An 18,771-nucleotide genomic window follows, 5' to 3' on the forward strand; every position below is an offset into this window, starting at 1 on the left:
GACATGGCCAAGGCCTACCAGCCAACCGACGAGCAGGTGCATATCGTGAGCCTTGCCGCGAGCGGTGGCTCGCTCAAGGTCGAGGCCGGTGCCGGCACCGGCAAGACCTCGACCCTCGTTGACATCGCCAGGGCGCTCAAGGCGCGGCGCGGCACCTACATTGCATTCAACCGCGCCATCGCCGATGAGGCACGCCGGCGTTTTCCGCAGAACGTGCGCAGCAGCACCGCCCACGCACTCGCCTTTCGCGCCGTCGGCCACTACTACAAGGCCCGGCTCGACCAGCGCCTGACACCCTGGGTGGTGAGCGAGGCACTGCACCTGCCGCGCACCGCGTTCAATCTCGACCCGGCCTTTCAGGCGCAGCTCCTGCTTGGCTTCATCACCCGCTTCTGCCAGTCGGCGGAGCGCGCCATTGGGCTTCGTCACGCGCCCGCCCAGGAGCTCCTGCGCGCGGTCAAGCCAGAGCGCGGCGTGCTCGAGCGCAGCGTCATGCGCGATCGCGCCCGCGCACTTGGCCGGGAGCTGCTGCCGCAGGCAAACAGCCTCTGGGCCGCGCTCATCGACCCCCGCGGGCGGCTGCCGATCACCCATGACGTCTACCTCAAGCTCTGGGCGCTCGAGCGCCCGCACATCCCGGGTGACTTCATCCTCTTCGATGAGGCGCAGGACGCCAACCCCATCATGCTCGAGCTGGTCAGAAACCAGCAGCACGCCCAGCACATCTGGGTCGGCGACACCTTCCAGTCGATCTACCAGTGGCGCGGTGCGGTCAACGCCATGGCGGCGATCGCAACCGAGCACACCGCGCCACTGACCCAGTCGTTTCGCTTCGGCGAGGCGGTTGCCGGGCTTGCCAACGCCATCCTGAAGTCGATTGCCGGCGCCGAGGGCACGCTGCGCGGGACGCCGACGATCGACAGCCGCATCGCGCGCCTCGAGCGCCCGCGGGCGATCCTCTCGCGGACCAACCTCGGGGTGATCGGGCAGGTGCTCGACTGCCTCCAGGACAACCGCAAGCCGATGGTCGCCGGTGGCGTGCGCGAGCTCCTGCGCCTGCTTGAGAGCGCCGAGAAGCTGATGCACGGGGTCCCCGTGGTGAGCGGCGACCTGGCAGGCTTCCGCGACTGGGAGAGCCTGGTGGAGTACAGCGAGAGCGAGCTCGGACGCGATCTCCAGCCGCTGGTGAAGATGGTCGACGAGTACGGCGCGCGACTGCTCATCAAGCGCATCGAGCCCCTGGAGGGCCTGCCCGAGTCGCGGGCCGATCTCATCGTCTCCACGGCCCACAAGTCCAAGGGGCTTGAGTGGGACAGCGTGCTGCTCGACGCCGACTTCAAGGGCCATGACGAGGAGGCCGACCCGGCCGAGCTCACCGCCCGCGCGAACCTGCTCTATGTCGCGGCCACCCGCGGCATGCGCACCCTCGACATCAGCCTCTGTGAACCCGCCTGCGCGGCGATCGGCGTTGCCGGTGAATCACTGCCGCTGGCAACCCCCGAGGCCCGTCAGGCGAGCCAGGCCACGGGCGGCCAGGCGACGCCGCCGCAGGGAGCGCGCGGCGCAACCGCCGCCGCCGTCGACGCACTGCTCGGACAGGGCTAGGCGCCGCCGTCAGCGAGATGGTGGGCGGCGCGCAGGCCAAGCGCGGCAAAGGCCCGCTCGGTGGCGCAGACCATGGTCTCCAGTGCCGCCGCGTCGGCTGACGCCGGCAGCGTCAGGCGCTGGCCACCGGGCAATGCCCCACGCCAGGCGTCGAGCGCCGCACGGTAGAGGCGCTCCGGCTGCCAGGGGCGGGCGCGCAGGGTCGCGTCAGCGGGCAGAAAGGCGGCGCCCGCCGCCCGCGCCTCCTCGGCAAGATCCATCGGGCAGAGCCGATCGGCACTGACCGACACCTCGCAGACGTGCTCGCCGCGGCCCCGTATCAACTCAACAGGCACCGTGTAGAGCCAGGATCGCTCGTGCAGGGTCAGCAGAATGGCAGTGGACATGGGGGCACCTGACAGGTTGCTCTTGTTATTATTTCGTCTATTTAAAACCATTCCGTTTTGTGACGCAAGTCTCAATTTGGCCGACGCGCGCCGAGAATGGTTTTGCCTCTTTATTTTAGCTGGTATTATCCAGCGATGCACAAGCCGATGAAAACCATGCAGCGCGCCGCCCCGCTCGCCGCGGCAGCCCTCTGCCTGCTGGCGGTGGCGACTGCGTTCGCCCTGCAGGCGGCGCTTGGCCTTGAGCCCTGCCCGCTATGCATCCTGCAGCGCGCTGCCCTGCTGGCACTCGCACTTGGCTGCCTTGCGGCGGCCGCGGTGGCGCCACGTCACCCGCGCCTGGCGGCGGGCGCGGTGATCGCGCCGGCCGTGCTCGGGGGGGCGATGGCGCTTGAGCACCTGCGCATCGCGCTCGCAGGCGACGGCGCGGCGGGCTGCGCGGCACAACCCGCTACCTCGGCGCTGGCCGACTGGCTTGGCGCAACGCTTGGCAGCGTTTTCCTGGCAAGCGGGCAGTGCGCCGATGTCGATCGTCTCCTCGGCGTCCCCTACCCAGGCTGGGCGCTCCTTGTGCTGGTGGCAGTCCCGGTGCTGGTCTGCCCGCTGCTTGCCAGGGACTAGCACCCCGGCCGTTGGTTGCCACGGGCCAGCGGATGGTCTAGGCTTTCGGAAGTCTGGAAGTTAGGGGGCTTGTGCCCGTTGGCCGGTTGCGCGATGACGCGCGCAGCGTCTGGTCACGCGCGCACCGCCCCAGTCCGAACAGGAGAGCGTGGAGCGTCGCCGGTGCTGGCTGTGCTGCGATTGATGATGGCCTGTTGTGTTTCTCTCGCCGCTGCGGGTGGTGCAGGCGCGTCCGAGACCTCGCGCACGGAGGTCGTGATGATCGCACACCCCAGTGTGGTCGGCCCGATGAGTGTGGGCATGGCCCGGGCACTGTTCTCGATGCGCCAGCGCACCCTCCAGGACGGCACGCCGGTCAGCGTCTTCGTGCTGCCCGATGCCGCCGCCGAGCATGATCAGTTCGTCAAGGAGACACTGCGCGCACTCCCCTATCAGCTGCGAAGCGCCTGGGACCGCCAGGTGTTCTCAGGCTCCGGGCGCTCCCCGGTCACCGTTTCAAGTGAGCAGGAGATGCTCGCGCGCGTCGCGACGACGCGCGGGGCAATCGGTTATGTCAGACGAGAGCTTGTCGATGGGCAGGTCCAGATCATTGTCATCGAGTAGAGCCGCGGTTGCGGCGCTGGCGGCTGCCCTCTTCAGCGCACCGGGCATCGCCGGCGAGCGCCTGGAGTCGCTGCAGGTGAGCGGCTTCGTGAGCCAGGGGCTGGTCTACACCAATGAGAACAACCTCTACGGATCGAGCACAAGCGGCGGGGGCAGCACGCAGCTCACCGAGCTCGGCGTCAACGCCTCGGTGCGCCCGACCCCCCAGCTCCTGCTCTCGGCACAGGTGCTCAGCCGGCGCGCCGGCAGCGATGGCCGCGCCGCGCGCCCGGCGCTCGATCATGGTGTCGCTGACTACCAGCGCTCGCTTGCCACGGGCGGCACCGCCGGCGTCCAGCTCGGGCGCTTCAAGAACCCCTTCGGCCTCTACAACCAGACCCGGGACGTGCCCTTTACGCGGCCGGGCATCCTGCTCCCACAGTCGATCTACTTTGACCGCACCCGCTCGGTCGCACTCGCCGCCGATGGTGCTAGCGTCTACTGGGATGAGCGCGTTGGCCGGGGCGACCTGCGCTTGCAGATCGGTGCCGGCAGGCCGCAGACCGGCGAGGATCTCGCCGCCACACTGCGCCTCGACGATCAGCCCGGGTCACTGAACGCCAGGGACTCGATCATCGGCCAGCTGCGCTACGAGCACGATGGTGGGCGCATCGTCGCGGCGCTGAGCGCGGCGCGCGTTCGCATCGACTTCGACGGCGGCAGCGGCGGGCCGGGAGATGGCAAGACCGATTTTCGCCCGGTCATCCTCTCCTTGCAGTACAACAGCGAGGACTGGAGCCTCACCGGGGAATACGCGCTGCGCCCCTTCGAGGTCAGCGGCTTCGATCAGGCGCCGCGCAACTTCGATGTCACCGGCGAGAGCGGCTATGTGCAGTACGAGCGTCGCCTGGGCCCGGCATGGAGCGCCTTTGTGCGCTACGACGTGCTCTACACCGACCGCAGCGACCGCTCGGGCCGCGACTTCGAGGGCGCGGGCCAGGGGCCGGCGCACAGCCGCTTCGCCAAGGACCTGACCCTTGGGGTGCGCTGGCGCGTCCACCCCCAGGTGCTGCTCGCAGGCGAGGTGCATCGCGTCGACGGCACGGGCTGGCTGCCGCTCGCCGATAACGAGCCCGGCGAGATCGATCGGCGCTGGGATCTCTTCCTCCTCCAGGCCTCGCTTCGGTTCTGACCGGGGGTGACGGTGTCCGACACGTCCAGACAAACAGCGCAGGTCAGCCTCACATGGCGCGCGCTCACGCTGACAAGCCTGGTGCTGCTCGCCCTCGCCATTGTCATCAGCATGCTCGGCAATGCCAGCATGACCGCCCGCTTCGAGGCCCACCAGGAGGAGCTCTTCGAGCGCAAGACGCGCGAGATCGATCTTGCCCTGGGCCAGTCCTCCGCCGAGCTCCTGAACCTCGCGAGCGTGCTGGGGATTGCCGCGGTGGAGGTGCGCGGTCTGCTCGGCGGTAGCGAAGGCTACCGGTTGCTGCAGGCCGAGTGGCTCAGCATCGAGCTCTCGGCCGGCGTGGATACGATGCAGGTCCTGCTGCCATCGGGGCTGCCGCTCGGCCGCTGGGGCCCGGAGCCGTTGATCGGCAGGGACGCCGAGGGCGCGCTCCTCGCCGAGGTGCTGGGGGGCGAGCGGCCCGCGAGCGGCATCGTCTGCGCGGCCACATGCCGGCAGTACGTGGCGGCACCGGCCCTTGGCGGTGGGGAGATTGCCGCCATCGTCATCCTCGAGCGCGGACTGGCCGACATCGCAACCGACGTGGCGCAGATCAGCGGTGCGAATGTCGGGCTTTTTGTCGAAGGCGAGGTGCCCGAAGTGCCCCCGGAGATGGCGGACGGCTGGCCCATCGCCCGCCCGGTCCCGGCCTGGGGCGGACAGATGCCGATCCTCACGCGCGCCGAGGAGAGTTTCCCGCTGCTGATGGAGGCAAGCGCCCGGGCGCAGCGCGAGGCGCTGCGCGAGGAGCCAATGCGCCTTCGCGTTGACGGGCGCACCTACAGCATCGGCGCAGTCCCTGTCCCGGGCGGGACGGGTGGCGAGTTTATCCTGGTGCGCGATGTCACGGCCGGTGTCCGCGCCATCGGTGCCGACACCCGCGCCCTGCTCTATGCGACGATCGGCGGCTGGGCGGTCGCCGCGCTGATCCTGCTTGCGATTCTCTGGGGGCCGATGGCGCGCATCCGCCGCCTGGCGGACGCCCTGCCCGCGCTTGCCCTTGGCGAGTACACAAAGCTCCGCCGCGCGGTCGGCCCGGGCAGCGAGCGGCTGCGCGATGAGATCGACGTCCTCGATGGCGCCGCGCTCGATCTTGCCGCGCAGCTCGAGCACCTGGAGGGCGAGGTCGGGCGCCATGCCGATCAGCTCGAGACGCAGATGGCGGCGCTGCGCCGCGAGAAGGACTTCGCCTCGCGGCTGCTCGACACCGCGCGCGTGGTGATTCTCACCCAGGAGGCGAACGGGCGCATTGCCCGCATCAATCACTTTGGCGAAACGCTGGTGGGAGAGCCCGCGGAGTCGCTGGTCGGGCGATCGTTCTCGAGCGTGTTCCTGGGCGGCGATCCGGCCGCGAGCCGCAAGGCCGCCGATGCGCCAGCGATGGAGGAAGGGGTGTTCGGCGCCATCGACGGCGGGCCCGTCACCATTGCCTGGTATCACGCGAACCTCCACGACTCAGGCGACGGGGGGGCGGCGGTGGTGTCCGTGGGCCTCGATGTCACCGCGCGCAAGGGCGCCGAGCAGCACCTCGGCTGGCTCGCGAGCCACGACACCCTCACCGGGCTCTACAACCGACGCCAGCTCCAGGCCGGACTCGAGGCCGCCCTCGCCCGCGATGAGGGCGGCGCGGTGATCCACTTCGACCTCGACAGTTTTCGCGACGTCAACGACTCGAGCGGACACCACGCCGGGGACGAGCTGCTGCGGCTCATTGCCAGCACCCTGGAGCGCGAGTTCTCCGAGCGCGGCGTCCTGGCGCGGATGGGCGGGGATGAGTTCGCGCTACTTGTTGAGGGCGCCGACGAGTCGCAGGCGGTGGACTGTGCCGAGCGAATCACCCGCACCCTCGATGAGCTCGTTTTCGTCGATCAGGGCCGGCGCCATCGCATCCAGGCGAGCATCGGCATCGTCTGCTTCCCTCGCCACGGCGAGACCTGCCAGGAGCTTCTCGCCAATGCCGATCTCGCCATGTACCGCGCCAAGGAGGCGGGCAAGTCCTGGCACGTCCTGCTCGATGAGTCCGGGAGCGAGGCGAAGGCGGCCGTGCGCCAGCGCGTGTACTGGTCGGATGCGCTGCGCGAGGCCCTGCGCGAGGACCGCCTTGAGCTTCACGCCCAGCCGATCATGCACCTGGAGAGCGGGCGCATCGGCCACTTCGAGGTCCTGGTTCGGCTGCGCGACCAAACGGGCGTCCTGCACCCGCCGTCGAGCTTTATCCCCGTCGCCGAGCGCAGCGGCCAGATCAGCCAGATCGACCTGCACGTGCTCGCCGCCGCGCTGCGCGAGATCGGCGACGAGGGACGGCGCAGCGCACCGGTCAGCCTGGCGGTCAATCTCTCCGCGCAGACCCTGCGCGACGACGACTTCGTGGCCGAGCTTGCCGAGCGGCTGCGCGAGAGCGGCGCCGACCCGGCGCGACTGACGCTTGAGATCACCGAGACGGTGGCCGTCACCGACTTCGCGGCCACCCGGCGGGTGATGGAGGCTGTCAGCGCGCTCGGCTGTCAGTTCGCGCTGGACGACTTCGGGGTCGGCTTCAGCAGCTTCCACTACCTCGCACAACTCCCCGCCGCGCTGATCAAGATCGACGGCTCGTTCATCCGCGGGCTCGCGGCGAGCCGCGAGCGCCAGGCGATCGTGAGCGCCATCAGCGCGATCGCCCAGGGCTTTGACAAGCGCACGGTTGCCGAATTCGTGGAGACCGAGGCGGACGCCGCGGTGCTGCGGGCAATGGGCATTGATTACGCCCAGGGCGACTTTGTCGGCAAGCCCCTGCCGATCGCCGAGGCGCTGTCGATGGATGAGCTCAGTCTGCGGCGGCGCCCGCCGCGACCGCGCAATGCCCTGCCCTAGCCGGGCGGCGAGCTAACGGCCGGGACCGCTCTCCGCGGCCGGTACCGCCCGCTGCCTGGTGCGGGAGAGCCCGAGGCGCTCAAGCACGCCGAGCGTGCGCGCAGTGCGCTCGGCACCATCGGCCGTGTCATTCAATGCCGCCGTCGAGAGACCCACCACATGGTCGCGCTCGCGCTGCCAGGCGCGCAGCAGCCGGCCCTCGATCATCTCCTCGACATCGAGTGCGCTGCTGCGGTAGTGCGCGTGATCCACCGTGTTGCTGACCTCGATCAGGGCGCTGTCCTCGGAGAGGCGCATGTAGCGCGGCGCACGCCCATCATCCACCATGCTCCTGAACCGCGCCGCCGCCTCATAGGGCAGAGAGCCAAGATGCACGCGCAGCGTGCAGGTCATCGGAGAGGGCTCGTCCGCCGCCGCCGGGTCGCGCGCCTCCCAGCGCGCCGAGCAGGCGCGCAGGATCTGCGCGTCGCTAACGGCACTGATCTGCCGGGCGAGGGCGAGCGGCGGCAGGTGATCCGCCGAACCGGTGTGTGCTGCATAACTCGTGGTGCGTCCCTGCGCCATCGGGTCAGACCTCCTGTCTTTTTTATTTCCATTCTATAACAAAAGACAGGCGACGGGGGGATGTCGTGGTCCTGCTAGGGCGAGTCACCCGCAACGGCCGCCGCGTAGCGGGCCAGCACATGCGACTCAAGCGCGTCCTCGAGGCCGGTGAAGTAGACGAGCTCGCCCGCATCATCGAGCTCGAGGAGCGGCGTCCAGCGCCCCTGCGCCCACTGCTTCACGCGAAGCCTGGCGCTGCCAAGCGTTGCACTCACGTCGATGTGCTGGTCACGGTAGCACCGCTCCCGGCTGTCACTGATGTCGCACTGCTCGCCGCCCGCCAGCAGTGCCAGGCGGTGGGCGCAGAGAATAAAGGGGATCACCATGATCGTGGCTGCTCTGTCCGGGTGGTCGGGGCCATGAATTCGGCTATAATAACATAGAAATAAAATGTCACCAGAGGGGGATGAGGATGGCAGGCGGGGGAATCATGCAACTGCGCCGCGAACTGCTGAGCGCGGAGGATCGCGCGGCAATCGATGGCGGGCGACTCTCCGCCTCGCACTACCGCGAACTCCTTGTTCGTGGGGCGCTTCGCGCAGGCACCCGGCAACGCCCGCCAGGCGCCGGCGCGCCAGAGGCGAGCAGCCCCGTCGCGCAGCCACCGGCCGCGCAGAAGCAGCCGGGCGCGGAAGGCGTGAAGCCGCGTCCCTCGAAGATGGGCAACCGCAAGACCACCATCAACGGCCAGGTGTTTGACTCCGGCTGGGAGGCCGAGCGCTACCTCCAGCTCAGGGCCGACGAGGCAAGCGGGCTCATCACCGACCTGCGCACCCAGGTCGCCTTTGCGATCATCATCAACGACATGCATGTCTGTGACTACGTCTGCGACTTCGCATACCTGGACGCCGACGGCGAGGCGGTGGTCGAGGATGCAAAGGGCTACCTGACGCCGATGTACCGGCTTAAAAAGAAGCTCATGCGCGCCGTTCACGGCATCGAGATCCGCGAGTCCTACAGGCCGAAAAAGACGCCACGATCGGGACGTCCGCCACGCAAGCGGCGCTGAGCAGACTCGTGGTATAATTCAAGAAAAAAGAAAGGAGCCAGTGATGGCCGCACAGACCCTTGCCAAGCATCGCGTCACGCTCACGGAGGCCATGGAGTATGCCGTGGCGATGGAGGTGATGATGAGCGACCCCATCGCCCACAAGGAGGAGATCGAGGCCTTCATCACGCGCGCCCGAAAGGCGCTGCGCCTCGCCGACAAGCCGCTCGTCGAGCAGCGCCATGCGCTTGATCGCGCCTTTGCGACACCAACGCTGCTGCCACTCGTCTCCCGCGCCGCCCCATCGGTGCACGAGGCCACCATGGCGCTCCTCGAGAGCGCGCCGGTGGAGTGCGCCGTCATCTATGCCGACCTGCCGGAGGCGGTCGCCACGCACCCGGCGATTCGCCGGGCGCTGCGCGCCGAGGCCGCCTTCGAGTCGCTGAACGGCCCGAGCAACGGCGGGCTCGCCATTCGCGCCAACATCGCCCGCGCGGGCATCATTCGCGCGGCGAGCGCCGAGCACCCCGCACAGGCGGTGAGCGACGTACTGCTCGCCTCCCACTCGCTCATGCCCCAGGAGCAGTGTGACAACCGCCTGCTCGCCGCTGGCGGCTTCGTCCAGTCGATGGTAAGCGAGGGCTGCGGGATCGAGGCGATCGGCATCGCCCATCACCGCTGGCGCGGTGCCGTTGACTGTCACCTTGAGGCGATCGGCTACAGCCCCAGGGCCATTCGCGAGCAAAACAGGCGGGAGCTGAAGGCGCATCGCCGCCTCGGTGAGCGCCTGGCCGGCAAGGCCGTCAAGCTGAGCGGCTTCGCCGCAGCCGGCGCGCTCGCCTGCGTCGGACTCGCCGCCTGGGTGAGCGGGGCGTCCGTGCAGGATGTGGCTGCAATCAGTGGCGAGCTCCGCGAGGTCGCCGCGCAACAGATCGCCACCCATGTGCCGAACTTCGTCGAGGGCCTTGATAACTTCCTGTCGGCGGGCGAAGCGGCCTACGACGGTGCGACCACGCGGGCACGGGAGCGCCTTGAGATGAGCCCGGGCGGGCTGCGCGCACTCGACTTCATCGAGGGCGCCAACCAGGCCCGCCGGGCCATCGGCGCGGCCATCGGCGACGCCGCACGGGCAACGCAGGCCGCGCTCACCTACAGCCCGGAGCATGAGACCCGGGCGGAGAGCGTGCTGAAACAGCTCACCGCCGGCATCCTCACAACCGCCGCCGGCGCCAAGCTCCTCACCCCGGGCTTTCGCCGCGCAAGGGCCCTGCTGACCGGGATGGTCGAGCGCGCCGAGCGCCGCCAGGCCCGTGTCGCCGCGCGCTGCCTTGCCGAGGATGGCGAGCACCGGCCGTAATGAACTGCCTGCGCAAGCACCGGTGACCTGCCGCCGGTGCTTGCGCCCTGCCCTTAGTTGACCGCGGCCTTGAGCCCCGCGCCGGCCTTGAAGGTGGGCTGCTTGCTCGCGGCAATCTTGATGCTCTCCCCGGTGCGCGGATTGCGCCCCTCGCGCGCGGCGCGCTCGGTGACCCGGAAGGTGCCGAAGCCGACCAGGGTGACGTCATCACCCTTGGCAAGCGTCCTGGTGACCGCATCGGTGAGCGCGTCGAGCGCACGCCCGGCCTCCGCCTGGCTCATGCCAGCGGACTCAGCAATGGAACTGATCAGTTCGGACTTGTTCATGGTCGGTGTATCCTCGCGGTTGGCTCGATCCAGGCTAGACGGTAGCCACAGCCGCGCGGCGACACAAGTGCCAATTGCCGAGCGGCGGGCGGATCAGTTGCCGGAAAGCCCCATCCCGAGGGCGAGGATGCCCCCTGCCAGCAGCGCGCCGACCACGCACCACTGGCGCAGCAGCCGGGCGTGCAGGGCGCGGCGGTGGCGCTCGACATCCGCCGCCCGCGGGCGGCGCAGGAAGGCGATCTCGGGACGTTCGGGGTCGACCAGCACCCGCAGCCGCTGGCCGGGGGCAAGGCGGTAGACCAGCTCGGCACAGGCATCGGTCATGAACGGCGAGACGGCGCGGCCGACATAGGCCACCCCGTCAACCTCGTAGCGGTAGCGGATCAGCACGCCATGGTGGTGCGCCATCTCATCGAGCGCCTCACGATGCGCTGCCTGTGCTGCGGCAAGCGCCGCCTCCTCGTCGATCTCGCCGTGATAGGCGATGTCCGGGAGCAGCGTCGCCGCAGCAGGCCGCTCGCAGTTGATGCCAAGCTCAAGCACCACGCCCCGAACCTGGCGCCAGCCCGGCATCGCCTCGGCGCGGGCGAGGAGCTCCACGATCAGCGCTTCGACCCGCGCGCCACTCTCGCGGATGCCGGCGGCAAGCCCGCCGGCGAGAAGAAAGACCAGCACCGCGGCAAACACAAGCTCCGCTACCATGCGAGCACCCCGGGGAGGACCAGCAGGTAGCCGGCGAAGACGAGCAAAAGGCCGGCCACGCGCAGGTACTCACCGCGCAGGCTGTGCGCGCCTGGCGCGAGTGCGCAGCCGACGTGCGGGCGCCCTGGGTCGACATGGACGACCACGCTGCGCGCACCCTCGAGGCTTCGCAGGAAGTTGCGTGCAGCGACATTGGGGCGCGCATGCAGGCTCAGTCGATCGATACCAAAGGCCCGCCCGTCGCGCTTGAAGTAGGCGTAGAAGTCGGTTTCCACACGACGGCGCAGGACGAGCCGCAGGAGCGACACGCTCTCAACCCGGGCATAGCGAAGCTCCGCCTCGACGGCCTCCCAGCCCTTCGCCTCGGCGAGCGCGCGATCCAGCGCGATCAAGGCGCGAAACGCACTGACCAGGCGATAGAGGAGAAAGGCGCCAAAGGCGAACACGATTGCCGTTGTCATGGTGGCCAGTATACCCCAGCGGCTTCCGTTATTGAATATTTTTGTGTATATTAATTACCAAAGAACAATAACAAGAACCGGATGATCAGGGATGAACAGCAGGCCATTGACGGCCGGTGCCGCGCGGCGGGCGCTCGAGTGCTATGCGGCGGTTGCAGGCGCATCGGGAAGCGAGGTGACGCGACACGGACTGCGGATCCGCGCGGCGCTCTCCGGGCTTCGGGGCCGGCGGCTGCCGCGCGCCGAGCTCGCAGCCCTCATCAATGCGATGGAGTCGGCCTGCGAGGGCGTCGAGCCCGCCGCCTTCACTCGCCGGGGCGATGCGCTCACCATCGAGTTGATCGCGCCACGCGAGAGGCTACTCGCAATCGCCGCTCGACTGGAGTCGCTCGCCAGGCTCTACCCCAGCGGGCTCCTTGTCTTTTCCCACTACGCCCTGCCCGCCCCCAGAATCCACTAGCGCTGCTTGCCTGCCCGGCGCACCGGCAGCTATGCTGAGGGCCCTCCCAGCGGCGAGAGCAGGCCATGTCAGCGGAAGTAGCCCTTGGCGACGTGCTCCTTGCCTTCCGCCGCCTGGTTGAGGCCACCGGGCGGCTTACCGAGACGCTTATGGGGGAGCAGCGCCCTGCCTGGGTCTGCGAGGACGGCGCGGTGATCGAGGGGGCGGCGGCACGCGAGCATGCGTGCGCACTCTACGCCGCCTACTTCCATGCCGGCAGCGAGGATGGCCGCGAGACCCGGCGCGCCTACGGGATGCTCGGCGCCTCGGAGGCGGCGCTTGAGAGGGTGCGGCTGGTCAACGATGAGAAGACACGATTCGCCGCGGCCATGCGCGCCTATCAGCGTGCACGCGGATTGCGTCGCGCGCTGCGCGAGGCGATCGCAACGGAGATCGAGTCGAGTGCCCGCGGGTGGCTGCGCTGGAGCGGGCACAGCCGCCTGCACTTAAATCACATCTACCGCCACATCCACCGCTTCGATGCGCCCCCGCAGCAGGTTGGGTTCTCCTGGTATCGCGGCAGCAGCATCAAGCGCGTCACCGCGGCCGAGGCCGAGGATGCGCTCCTTCGCCTGGCCCGCAAGGGCGGTGGTCCACACATCGACGCCCAGCTTGCAACGCTTGGCGCGCTGCGCGCCGACACGCCGCTCGCCCGCGTCCAGCGGCTGCGCCCGGCGATCCGAGCGAACCTGACCTGGCAGGAGGCGGACGGCACCACCGTGAGCCGCACCGTGCGCGCGGCGCTGCCCTTTCTGGTGCGCTGCGACAGGGGGAGTCCCCTGCCCCGCCACCCGGAGCAGGCGCTGCCCGCCGAGCCGCCCGGCAGCGAGGCCCGGCTGGTGCGCTCTGACCGGATCATCGACCCCGAGCCACTGCTGCCAAGCCTGCGCGTTCATGCCTACCAGCGGCGTGCCTGAAGCGGCAAAAGCTGGCAGTGTGGCCCAAAACCGCTATACTCCCCGGCGGGACTTGAGCCGCGTCGCTCCAAGACGCACTAACAACCAAAAAGATAAGGAAGCGTTCGGTGAAGGAGGACACCATCACTGACGAATTGCTATTGCGCGAGACACCTGAAGCAATGGATGACACAGAGGAGCTGGTTGCAATCGGCGAGAGCACGACCTGGAACGGGGTCTACGGGTCGGCAGGTAGTCTTGAGATCGCAAAAACCTACCGGGCCAATGGCTTCAGAACGGGGATGCTTGTCACCCGCAACGACCGCCAGGCTGAGAACGCGATCGGCGAGCTGCGTCTTTTCCTTGGCGCCGACTGTCCAGAGCTCTACTACATCCCTGACACCGAGACCCTGCCCTACGACCAGGAGTCGCCACACCCCGGGCTGATTTCCGATCGCTCAAGCACGCTCTACCACCTCAGTCAGGCCGCGCAGGCCGGACGGCCGATCATCATCATTGCTTCGATCTCCAACCTGATGCGTCGCATCGCCGGGCGAGAGCACTGGATCGACAGCGGCATTCGCCTGGCGCTCGGCGAGGCCCTGAGCCCCCAGGCGCTGACCGATGGTCTGCTTGAGCGCGGCTACCGGCGGGTCAGCGTGGTCGAGGAGATTGGCGAGTTTGCCGTGCGCCCCCAGGGCGTGATCGACGCCTGGCCGGTTGGCCCGGACAGCCCGGTGCGCGTGCGTGTCAGCGACGGGCATGTGCGTGCCATCGACAGCCTCAATATCGACACGCAGCGCGCCGCGGCCGATGACAAGGGGACGCTCGTATTTCTCCCGGCGCGTGAAATGCCGGTCACCGCGGCCGCCATCGAGCGCTTCAGAAACGCCTGGCGCCGGCGCTTTACCCGCACCATGGGCGATGAGACCTATGATGCGATCGCCGGCGGCGCGATACCAAGCGGCATCGAGTACTACCTGCCCTTTTTCACCGAAACGGCGACCCTGCTCGACTTCCTGCCCGACGACGGCCAGCTCTTCCTCGCCGAGGGCGCGATCAGCGAGAGCCATGCGCATTGGCGCAGTGTGGGCGAGCGCTACATCGACCTCACCAGCCACGGCGCTCGCCAGCTCCTCCGCCCCGAGGAGCTCTGGGTCGAGCCCGGCGAGATCATCGCGGCCGTCAGGGCGCGCGAGAGCGTGATCATGACCGAGGCGGTGGCCGGACCCGGCGCCGAGGGCGCGCGCGTCGACGTCGGCAGCCTGCCGACCGAGATGACCCGCCAGGAGAACCTGCGCGCCGCCATTGCGGCACTCCGCCCCTGGTTCTCCATGGCGGAGCGGATCTTCTTCGTGATGCGCTCAGAAGCCCGCCGCCAGCAGATGGATATCCTCTGCAAGATGCTCCGCCAGAAAGCCGAATGGGTGAATGGCTGGGATGACTTCATGGATGGCAGCATGCGCGTTGGCATCGGCATTGGCGCGATGGAGGCAGGCTTTTACCTGCCGCGGCAGGGGCTTCTGGTGATGACCGAGAAGGAGATCTTCGGGCAGCCGATCTACCAGAAGGACGCCGATCGCAGCGAGGGCCAGGCCGCCATCGGCGACGACCAGCTCGACATGCTCTCCCCCGGCGACCCGATCGTGCACGTCCAGAACGGAGTCGGGCGGCTTGATACCATCGAGCCGCTCACCTTCGGCGGTGTTGAGCGCGACTTCCTGACCATTGCCTACGACGCGGAAACGCGGGTCTTCGTCAAGATGGAGGATCTTGACCTGGTGATGCCCTACGCGGGCACCAACAGCGAAATGGCGCCATTCGATGCGGCGAAGAGCAAGCGCTGGATCAAGGGACTGGCCGAGGCGCAGAAGCACGTGCGCGAGATCGCCCGGGACCTCATCCGCCTCGATGAGCGCAGGCGCGCAACACCGGGCATTGCCTTCGATGAGCCGGGCGGTGAGTACGAGCGCTTCGCCAATGAGTTCCCGTTCCAGGAAACCCGCGACCAGGCCCAGGCGATCAGCGACATCATCGACGACATGATTGCGCCAACGCCCATGGACCGCGTGGTCTGCGGGGATGTTGGTTTCGGCAAGACCGAGGTGGCCATGCGGGCGGCGTTCGTCGCCGCGGCGAGCGGCTACCAGGTCGCGGTGATGGTGCCGACCACCCTGCTTGCCTCGCAGCACTTCGAGTCCTTCCGCCGGCGCTTCGCCTCCTTTGAGTATCGGATCGAGCTGCTGGCGCGCAGTGACGAGCGCAGTGCCGACCGGCACATCGTGCGCGCGGCCAATGCGGGCGAGGTGGATATTCTGATCGGCACGCACCGGTTGCTGCAGGGCGATATCAGCCTTCCCCGCCTGGGGCTTCTGGTGGTCGACGAGGAGCACCGCTTCGGCGTCCAGCAGAAGGCACGACTGCGCGAGCTGCGCGGCGAGGTCGATGCGCTGGCGCTCACGGCAACACCCATCCCGCGCACCCTCTCGCTCGCCATGCATGGCATTCGCGATCTCTCCATCATTGCCACACCGCCGGCGAAGCGCCTGTCAATCCGCACAACCGCACAGCGCTGGTCGGCAACGCTTGTGAGCGAGGCGGTCTCCCGTGAGCGCCAGCGCGAGGGCCAGGTCTTCTATGTCCACAACCGTGTGGAGAGCATCGACGCGGTGGCAGAGGAGCTCACGAGGCTACTCCCGGACGCCGACATCCGCATTGCCCACGGCAAGATGGCCGAGGCCGAGCTCGAGGCGGTCATGAGCGCCTTCTATCGCCACGAGTTCGACGTTCTGCTCTGTACCACCATCATCGAGACCGGGATCGACATTCCCAATGCGAACACCATCATCATCGACCAGGCGGAGAACTTCGGCCTCGCGCAGCTCCATCAGCTGCGTGGCCGCGTCGGGCGCTCCCACCGCCAGGCCTACGCCTACATGCTCACCCGTGCGGATGCCCTGAGCGAGACGGCCGAGCGGCGACTGCGGGCACTGAGCGAGGCCACCAAGCTTGGCCAGGGCTACATGCTCGCCGCCCATGACCTTGAGATTCGCGGCGCCGGGGAGCTCCTCGGCGAGGAGCAGAGCGGGAGCATTCAGGCGATCGGCTTCCAGCTCTACATGCGGCTGCTTGAGCGCGCCATCGAGGCGCTGAAGGCCGGCGAGGAGATCGATGAGGGGCTGTCCCTGACCAATGCCGCCACCATCGAGATCGGACTCGGGGGGCACATCCCCCCGGAGCTGATCGACGAGCCCGGGCTTCGCCTTGGCTACTACAAGCGCCTGGTCTCGGTGGCGGACCGGGATGAGGTCGATCGCCTGGCTGAGGAGATCGCTGATCGCTTCGGCGAGCCACCGAAGGCACTCCAGGCGCTACTTCGCATCAGCAACCTGCGTGCCGCGCTGCGCCGGGCAGGCGTGCACAAGGTGATCGCCGATGACGGGGCGGTGACCCTCGACTTCCGCTCATTCCGAAGCGTGCGCCTTGCCACCTTGTTCACGATGATCGAGCGCGACGAAACCCTCGCGATCAGCGACGACGGCCGCCAGGTGATCCTCTCCGCGGCCGAGGGCCCCGACCTGGCAGAGCACATCATCGACTTCTGCGAGGCCATCACGGCCGCCTAGCGCCCCGGCAACGCGCCCAAAAGCGCGTCCAAAAGCACGCGGATGGCGGCGCTGGTGGCGCGCCCAGTGCGCACGCAAGCGACTGCACACCCGGGAGGAGGCCGCCTCGCCGAGCGACTCAAGCGCGGCTGTGAGCACGGTGTCAGAGACCGCCTCCCAGCCGGCGAGCTCTGCCGGATAGAGCGCTGTGCGGTTGGCCGCGGCGAGCAGCATGCCGCCGATCCTTGCCGTGTAGCGTATTGCAGGGCGCTGGTCCTGTTGCATCGGGGGCTCCATCGTCGGGACGCACATTATTTTATATTCTTTTTATTAATATTTGAAGCCCAGAGACAGGCATCGGACGTCACCGTCGGTTGACGTGTGGCTTTCATAACAGTATAATTATTTAAACCATGAGGAGCCACCATGCGACAATCACCCACCGCGCGGCCCGTGGCCGCCAGCTGCTTTGAGGTCACCGCAGCTGCCGGATCCGGCCTGTTCTTCATCCACGAGGCCGCCAGGCGCCTTGTCTTTGCCACGCCCCACGCCCAGGGTGACATCACCCTGGATGGCGAATGCCTCGACGCGGCGCTTAGATGCCTCGATCGGGACACGCTCCTTGAAATACTCCATGGCGAGCCCGACGCGCTCGACTACGAGCAGACTCTTGCCTTCTACGAGAGACAGATCGAGGACGCACTCAATGACGACCCGGAGTGGGGCTTCACACCCGTGCAAGCGCGCCTTGCCCGCGTGCTGATCGCCCACTGGCGCGGCGAGCGCTTCGAGAGCGCCGAGGACTTCCAGCAGCGCGGCTGGCGCCGCCTTGCCACGACACTCTTCGACATGACGCGCTTCGACGGCCTCAGCGCCACGGCCGCCGACATCGAGCGAATCGAGGAGGTGTTCTCACGGCCGGTTGCCGTCAGCACCTACCCCCATGAGATACTCGCGTTCTGGGAGGACTACTGGCAGCCCTTCCTGCGCCACTACCTGCGCCGGGACACGCTCATGCTGGTCAGCAACGCCTAGAGCGGCGAGGTTGACGAAAACATTAAATAATGCTATATTATTTATAGGTCGGTGACTGCAGGGACGCAGGCTCGTGTCGACACCGGCTGCACGCAATCAGGCCACGACGGAGGGGGGAGACAACCGGGAGAGACCATGCGGACCCACACACTCGGCTGGCTGAAGGCCGCCGCCGGCATGCTCGGCGCCATGGCGCTTGTTGCAGGCGCGCAGGCGACACTGAGCGCAGGCGCGGCAACCGACGGCTCAATCGCCATGCTGCTCGCCTCGCCGCTGCTGCTGCTTGCCGCCGCGGCACTCTACGCGCACCTGGTCAGCGCGCCGCTGCGTGTCAGGCGAGCCCCCCTGGTTCGCTGGCATCGGCGCGCCCTTGTTGGCTGCGCGCAGGTCCCGGTTGCGCTGACCGCGAGCGCCATCGGACTCACCCTGGTGATCCTGCCCGGCATGATCGCCGCAGCGCTCGCCGAGGCCGGTGTGCCCGGCCCGGGCGTGCTCGCGATCATGGCCTGCACGGCAGCGGCAAGTGTGATGACGCTGACACTGCGTGGCGCCTCACCCGCCACCACCGCACGCACATGAGCGCTGCAACCGCCGCGGTGCTGCGACTGGACTGCCCTGCCCTGGTCAGGCGGCTGCTCGCGGGCGCATCCCCGATGCTCGCCGGTGGCGTCTGCGAGGTGCACATCAGTGATGCGGCACTTGCCGGTGATCGACGTCTTGTCGAGCACGTCCTCGGCCCGCTCGCGAGACAGGGCTTTCGTATCGTATTTGATCGATTGCGGATCGTGCGCGCCGATTCACCCGAGGCACTCTCGCGGCGGCTTGCCTGGCAGCGCGAGCGGGGTGATCAGGCGGGGATCACCGCGGTGCTCTGCCCGCGCGCGGTCTGCCGGGAGCGGCAGCTGGTCGAGCAGGCGCGAGGCGCCGGGCTTGCGATCGTCGAGTCCCGCGAGCCTTGCCTTTCCGGGCGCCGTCACTGACAATAGTTGGTATCCAATTAAACAACGCTTCGCCGCGGATG

At 68.2% G+C, this 18,771-nt stretch carries 19 protein-coding genes; 13 read left to right on the top strand and 6 right to left on the bottom strand.

Annotated elements, in window-relative coordinates:
* Positions 1–36 precede the first annotated feature (36 nt).
* Positions 37–1,605: a UvrD-helicase domain-containing protein gene (locus tag J2T57_RS06095; RefSeq protein ID WP_253475812.1), complete on the top strand. Its 1,569-nt coding sequence runs from the start codon at positions 37–39 to the stop codon at positions 1,603–1,605.
* Here the strand turns inward: J2T57_RS06095 and J2T57_RS06100 are convergent.
* The gene (locus J2T57_RS06100) at positions 1,602–1,991 is read right to left on the bottom strand and encodes a hypothetical protein (RefSeq protein WP_253475815.1); all 390 of its coding nucleotides are present in this window, start codon (positions 1,989–1,991) and stop codon (positions 1,602–1,604) included. The genes J2T57_RS06095 and J2T57_RS06100 overlap by 4 nt on opposite strands.
* A gap of 156 nt (positions 1,992–2,147) precedes the next feature.
* Between J2T57_RS06100 and J2T57_RS06105 the strand changes: the two genes are divergently transcribed.
* The 4 genes from J2T57_RS06105 (at position 2,148) to J2T57_RS22385 (ending at position 7,278) form a co-directional block, all read left to right on the top strand.
* Positions 2,148–2,612, top strand: a complete 465-nt coding sequence (locus J2T57_RS06105; protein ID WP_253475817.1) for a disulfide bond formation protein B — start codon at positions 2,148–2,150, stop codon at positions 2,610–2,612.
* A gap of 258 nt (positions 2,613–2,870) precedes the next feature.
* Positions 2,871–3,215 (top strand): hypothetical protein, encoded by a 345-nt coding sequence (locus tag J2T57_RS06110; protein ID WP_253475820.1) that lies wholly within the window; start codon positions 2,871–2,873, stop codon positions 3,213–3,215.
* Entirely contained in the window at positions 3,202–4,386 is a 1,185-nt protein-coding gene (locus tag J2T57_RS06115) for a hypothetical protein (protein WP_253475823.1), read from the top strand. Before J2T57_RS06110 ends, J2T57_RS06115 begins: the two co-directional genes overlap by 14 nt.
* A 12-nt stretch (positions 4,387–4,398) precedes the next feature.
* Positions 4,399–7,278, top strand: coding sequence for a bifunctional diguanylate cyclase/phosphodiesterase (locus tag J2T57_RS22385; RefSeq protein ID WP_253475826.1), 2,880 nt, complete (start codon positions 4,399–4,401; stop codon positions 7,276–7,278).
* Between the two features lie 12 nt (positions 7,279–7,290).
* Here J2T57_RS22385 and J2T57_RS06125 read toward each other — a convergent pair whose 3' ends face one another.
* Positions 7,291–7,842 (bottom strand): hypothetical protein, encoded by a 552-nt coding sequence (locus J2T57_RS06125; protein WP_253475829.1) that lies wholly within the window; start codon positions 7,840–7,842, stop codon positions 7,291–7,293.
* Between the two features lie 74 nt (positions 7,843–7,916).
* The gene (locus J2T57_RS06130) at positions 7,917–8,207 is read right to left on the bottom strand and encodes a hypothetical protein (protein ID WP_253475831.1); all 291 of its coding nucleotides are present in this window, start codon (positions 8,205–8,207) and stop codon (positions 7,917–7,919) included.
* 104 nt (positions 8,208–8,311) lie between these two features.
* Here J2T57_RS06130 and J2T57_RS06135 point away from each other — a divergent pair, with 104 nt between their 5' ends.
* On the top strand, positions 8,312–8,890 hold the full coding sequence (locus J2T57_RS06135) for a DUF1064 domain-containing protein (RefSeq protein WP_253475834.1): 579 nt from the start codon (positions 8,312–8,314) through the stop codon (positions 8,888–8,890).
* 43 nt (positions 8,891–8,933) lie between these two features.
* Positions 8,934–10,226: a hypothetical protein gene (locus J2T57_RS06140; RefSeq protein ID WP_253475836.1), complete on the top strand. Its 1,293-nt coding sequence runs from the start codon at positions 8,934–8,936 to the stop codon at positions 10,224–10,226.
* 53 nt (positions 10,227–10,279) lie between these two features.
* Here J2T57_RS06140 and J2T57_RS06145 read toward each other — a convergent pair whose 3' ends face one another.
* The 3 genes from J2T57_RS06145 to J2T57_RS06155 form a co-directional block, all read right to left on the bottom strand.
* Positions 10,280–10,552 (bottom strand): HU family DNA-binding protein, encoded by a 273-nt coding sequence (locus J2T57_RS06145; RefSeq protein ID WP_253475838.1) that lies wholly within the window; start codon positions 10,550–10,552, stop codon positions 10,280–10,282.
* 93 nt (positions 10,553–10,645) lie between these two features.
* The gene (locus J2T57_RS06150; protein ID WP_253475840.1) at positions 10,646–11,254 is read right to left on the bottom strand and encodes a DUF3592 domain-containing protein; all 609 of its coding nucleotides are present in this window, start codon (positions 11,252–11,254) and stop codon (positions 10,646–10,648) included.
* Complete coding sequence (locus tag J2T57_RS06155; RefSeq protein WP_253475842.1) at positions 11,248–11,715, bottom strand: hypothetical protein; 468 nt, start codon at positions 11,713–11,715, stop codon at positions 11,248–11,250. The genes J2T57_RS06150 and J2T57_RS06155 overlap by 7 nt, the downstream gene beginning before the upstream one ends.
* Before the next feature lie 91 nt (positions 11,716–11,806).
* On the opposite strand from J2T57_RS06155, the gene J2T57_RS06160 reads away from it, so the two are divergent.
* The 6 genes from J2T57_RS06160 to J2T57_RS06185 all read left to right on the top strand — a co-directional run bounded on the left by J2T57_RS06160 (position 11,807) and on the right by J2T57_RS06185 (position 18,730).
* On the top strand, positions 11,807–12,175 hold the full coding sequence (locus tag J2T57_RS06160; protein WP_253475844.1) for a hypothetical protein: 369 nt from the start codon (positions 11,807–11,809) through the stop codon (positions 12,173–12,175).
* A 65-nt stretch (positions 12,176–12,240) separates the two neighbouring features.
* Positions 12,241–13,131 carry a hypothetical protein gene (locus J2T57_RS06165; RefSeq protein ID WP_253475846.1) on the top strand — a complete coding sequence of 297 codons (891 nt, stop codon included), beginning with the start codon at positions 12,241–12,243 and terminating at the stop codon, positions 13,129–13,131.
* Between the two features lie 107 nt (positions 13,132–13,238).
* A complete protein-coding gene (mfd, locus tag J2T57_RS06170; RefSeq protein ID WP_253475848.1) occupies positions 13,239–16,736 on the top strand; it encodes a transcription-repair coupling factor in 3,498 nt (1,165 codons plus the stop codon).
* 405 nt (positions 16,737–17,141) lie between these two features.
* Positions 17,142–17,750: a hypothetical protein gene (locus J2T57_RS06175; RefSeq protein WP_253475850.1), complete on the top strand. Its 609-nt coding sequence runs from the start codon at positions 17,142–17,144 to the stop codon at positions 17,748–17,750.
* Positions 17,751–17,885: 135 nt separating this feature from the next.
* Complete coding sequence (locus J2T57_RS06180) at positions 17,886–18,329, top strand: hypothetical protein (protein ID WP_253475853.1); 444 nt, start codon at positions 17,886–17,888, stop codon at positions 18,327–18,329.
* The gene (locus J2T57_RS06185) at positions 18,326–18,730 is read left to right on the top strand and encodes a hypothetical protein (RefSeq protein ID WP_253475856.1); all 405 of its coding nucleotides are present in this window, start codon (positions 18,326–18,328) and stop codon (positions 18,728–18,730) included. Before J2T57_RS06180 ends, J2T57_RS06185 begins: the two co-directional genes overlap by 4 nt.
* Positions 18,731–18,771: the final 41 nt, after the last annotated feature.

The organism is Natronocella acetinitrilica (genome assembly GCF_024170285.1).
Taxonomy (GTDB): Bacteria; Pseudomonadota; Gammaproteobacteria; order Nitrococcales; family Aquisalimonadaceae; genus Natronocella; species Natronocella acetinitrilica.

Coding starts and splice junctions, on each gene's coding strand:
- J2T57_RS06100 (WP_253475815.1), bottom strand. CDS start 1,991: ATGTCCACTGCCATTCTGCTGACCCTGCACGAGCGATCCTGGCTCTAC.
- J2T57_RS06105 (WP_253475817.1), top strand. CDS start 2,148: ATGCAGCGCGCCGCCCCGCTCGCCGCGGCAGCCCTCTGCCTGCTGGCG.
- J2T57_RS06110 (WP_253475820.1), top strand. CDS start 2,871: ATGATCGCACACCCCAGTGTGGTCGGCCCGATGAGTGTGGGCATGGCC.
- J2T57_RS06125 (WP_253475829.1), bottom strand. CDS start 7,842: ATGGCGCAGGGACGCACCACGAGTTATGCAGCACACACCGGTTCGGCG.
- J2T57_RS06130 (WP_253475831.1), bottom strand. CDS start 8,207: ATGGTGATCCCCTTTATTCTCTGCGCCCACCGCCTGGCACTGCTGGCG.
- J2T57_RS06135 (WP_253475834.1), top strand. CDS start 8,312: ATGCAACTGCGCCGCGAACTGCTGAGCGCGGAGGATCGCGCGGCAATC.
- J2T57_RS06140 (WP_253475836.1), top strand. CDS start 8,934: ATGGCCGCACAGACCCTTGCCAAGCATCGCGTCACGCTCACGGAGGCC.
- J2T57_RS06145 (WP_253475838.1), bottom strand. CDS start 10,552: ATGAACAAGTCCGAACTGATCAGTTCCATTGCTGAGTCCGCTGGCATG.
- J2T57_RS06150 (WP_253475840.1), bottom strand. CDS start 11,254: ATGGTAGCGGAGCTTGTGTTTGCCGCGGTGCTGGTCTTTCTTCTCGCC.
- J2T57_RS06155 (WP_253475842.1), bottom strand. CDS start 11,715: ATGACAACGGCAATCGTGTTCGCCTTTGGCGCCTTTCTCCTCTATCGC.
- J2T57_RS06160 (WP_253475844.1), top strand. CDS start 11,807: ATGAACAGCAGGCCATTGACGGCCGGTGCCGCGCGGCGGGCGCTCGAG.
- J2T57_RS06165 (WP_253475846.1), top strand. CDS start 12,241: ATGTCAGCGGAAGTAGCCCTTGGCGACGTGCTCCTTGCCTTCCGCCGC.
- J2T57_RS06175 (WP_253475850.1), top strand. CDS start 17,142: ATGCGACAATCACCCACCGCGCGGCCCGTGGCCGCCAGCTGCTTTGAG.
- J2T57_RS06180 (WP_253475853.1), top strand. CDS start 17,886: ATGCGGACCCACACACTCGGCTGGCTGAAGGCCGCCGCCGGCATGCTC.
- J2T57_RS06185 (WP_253475856.1), top strand. CDS start 18,326: ATGAGCGCTGCAACCGCCGCGGTGCTGCGACTGGACTGCCCTGCCCTG.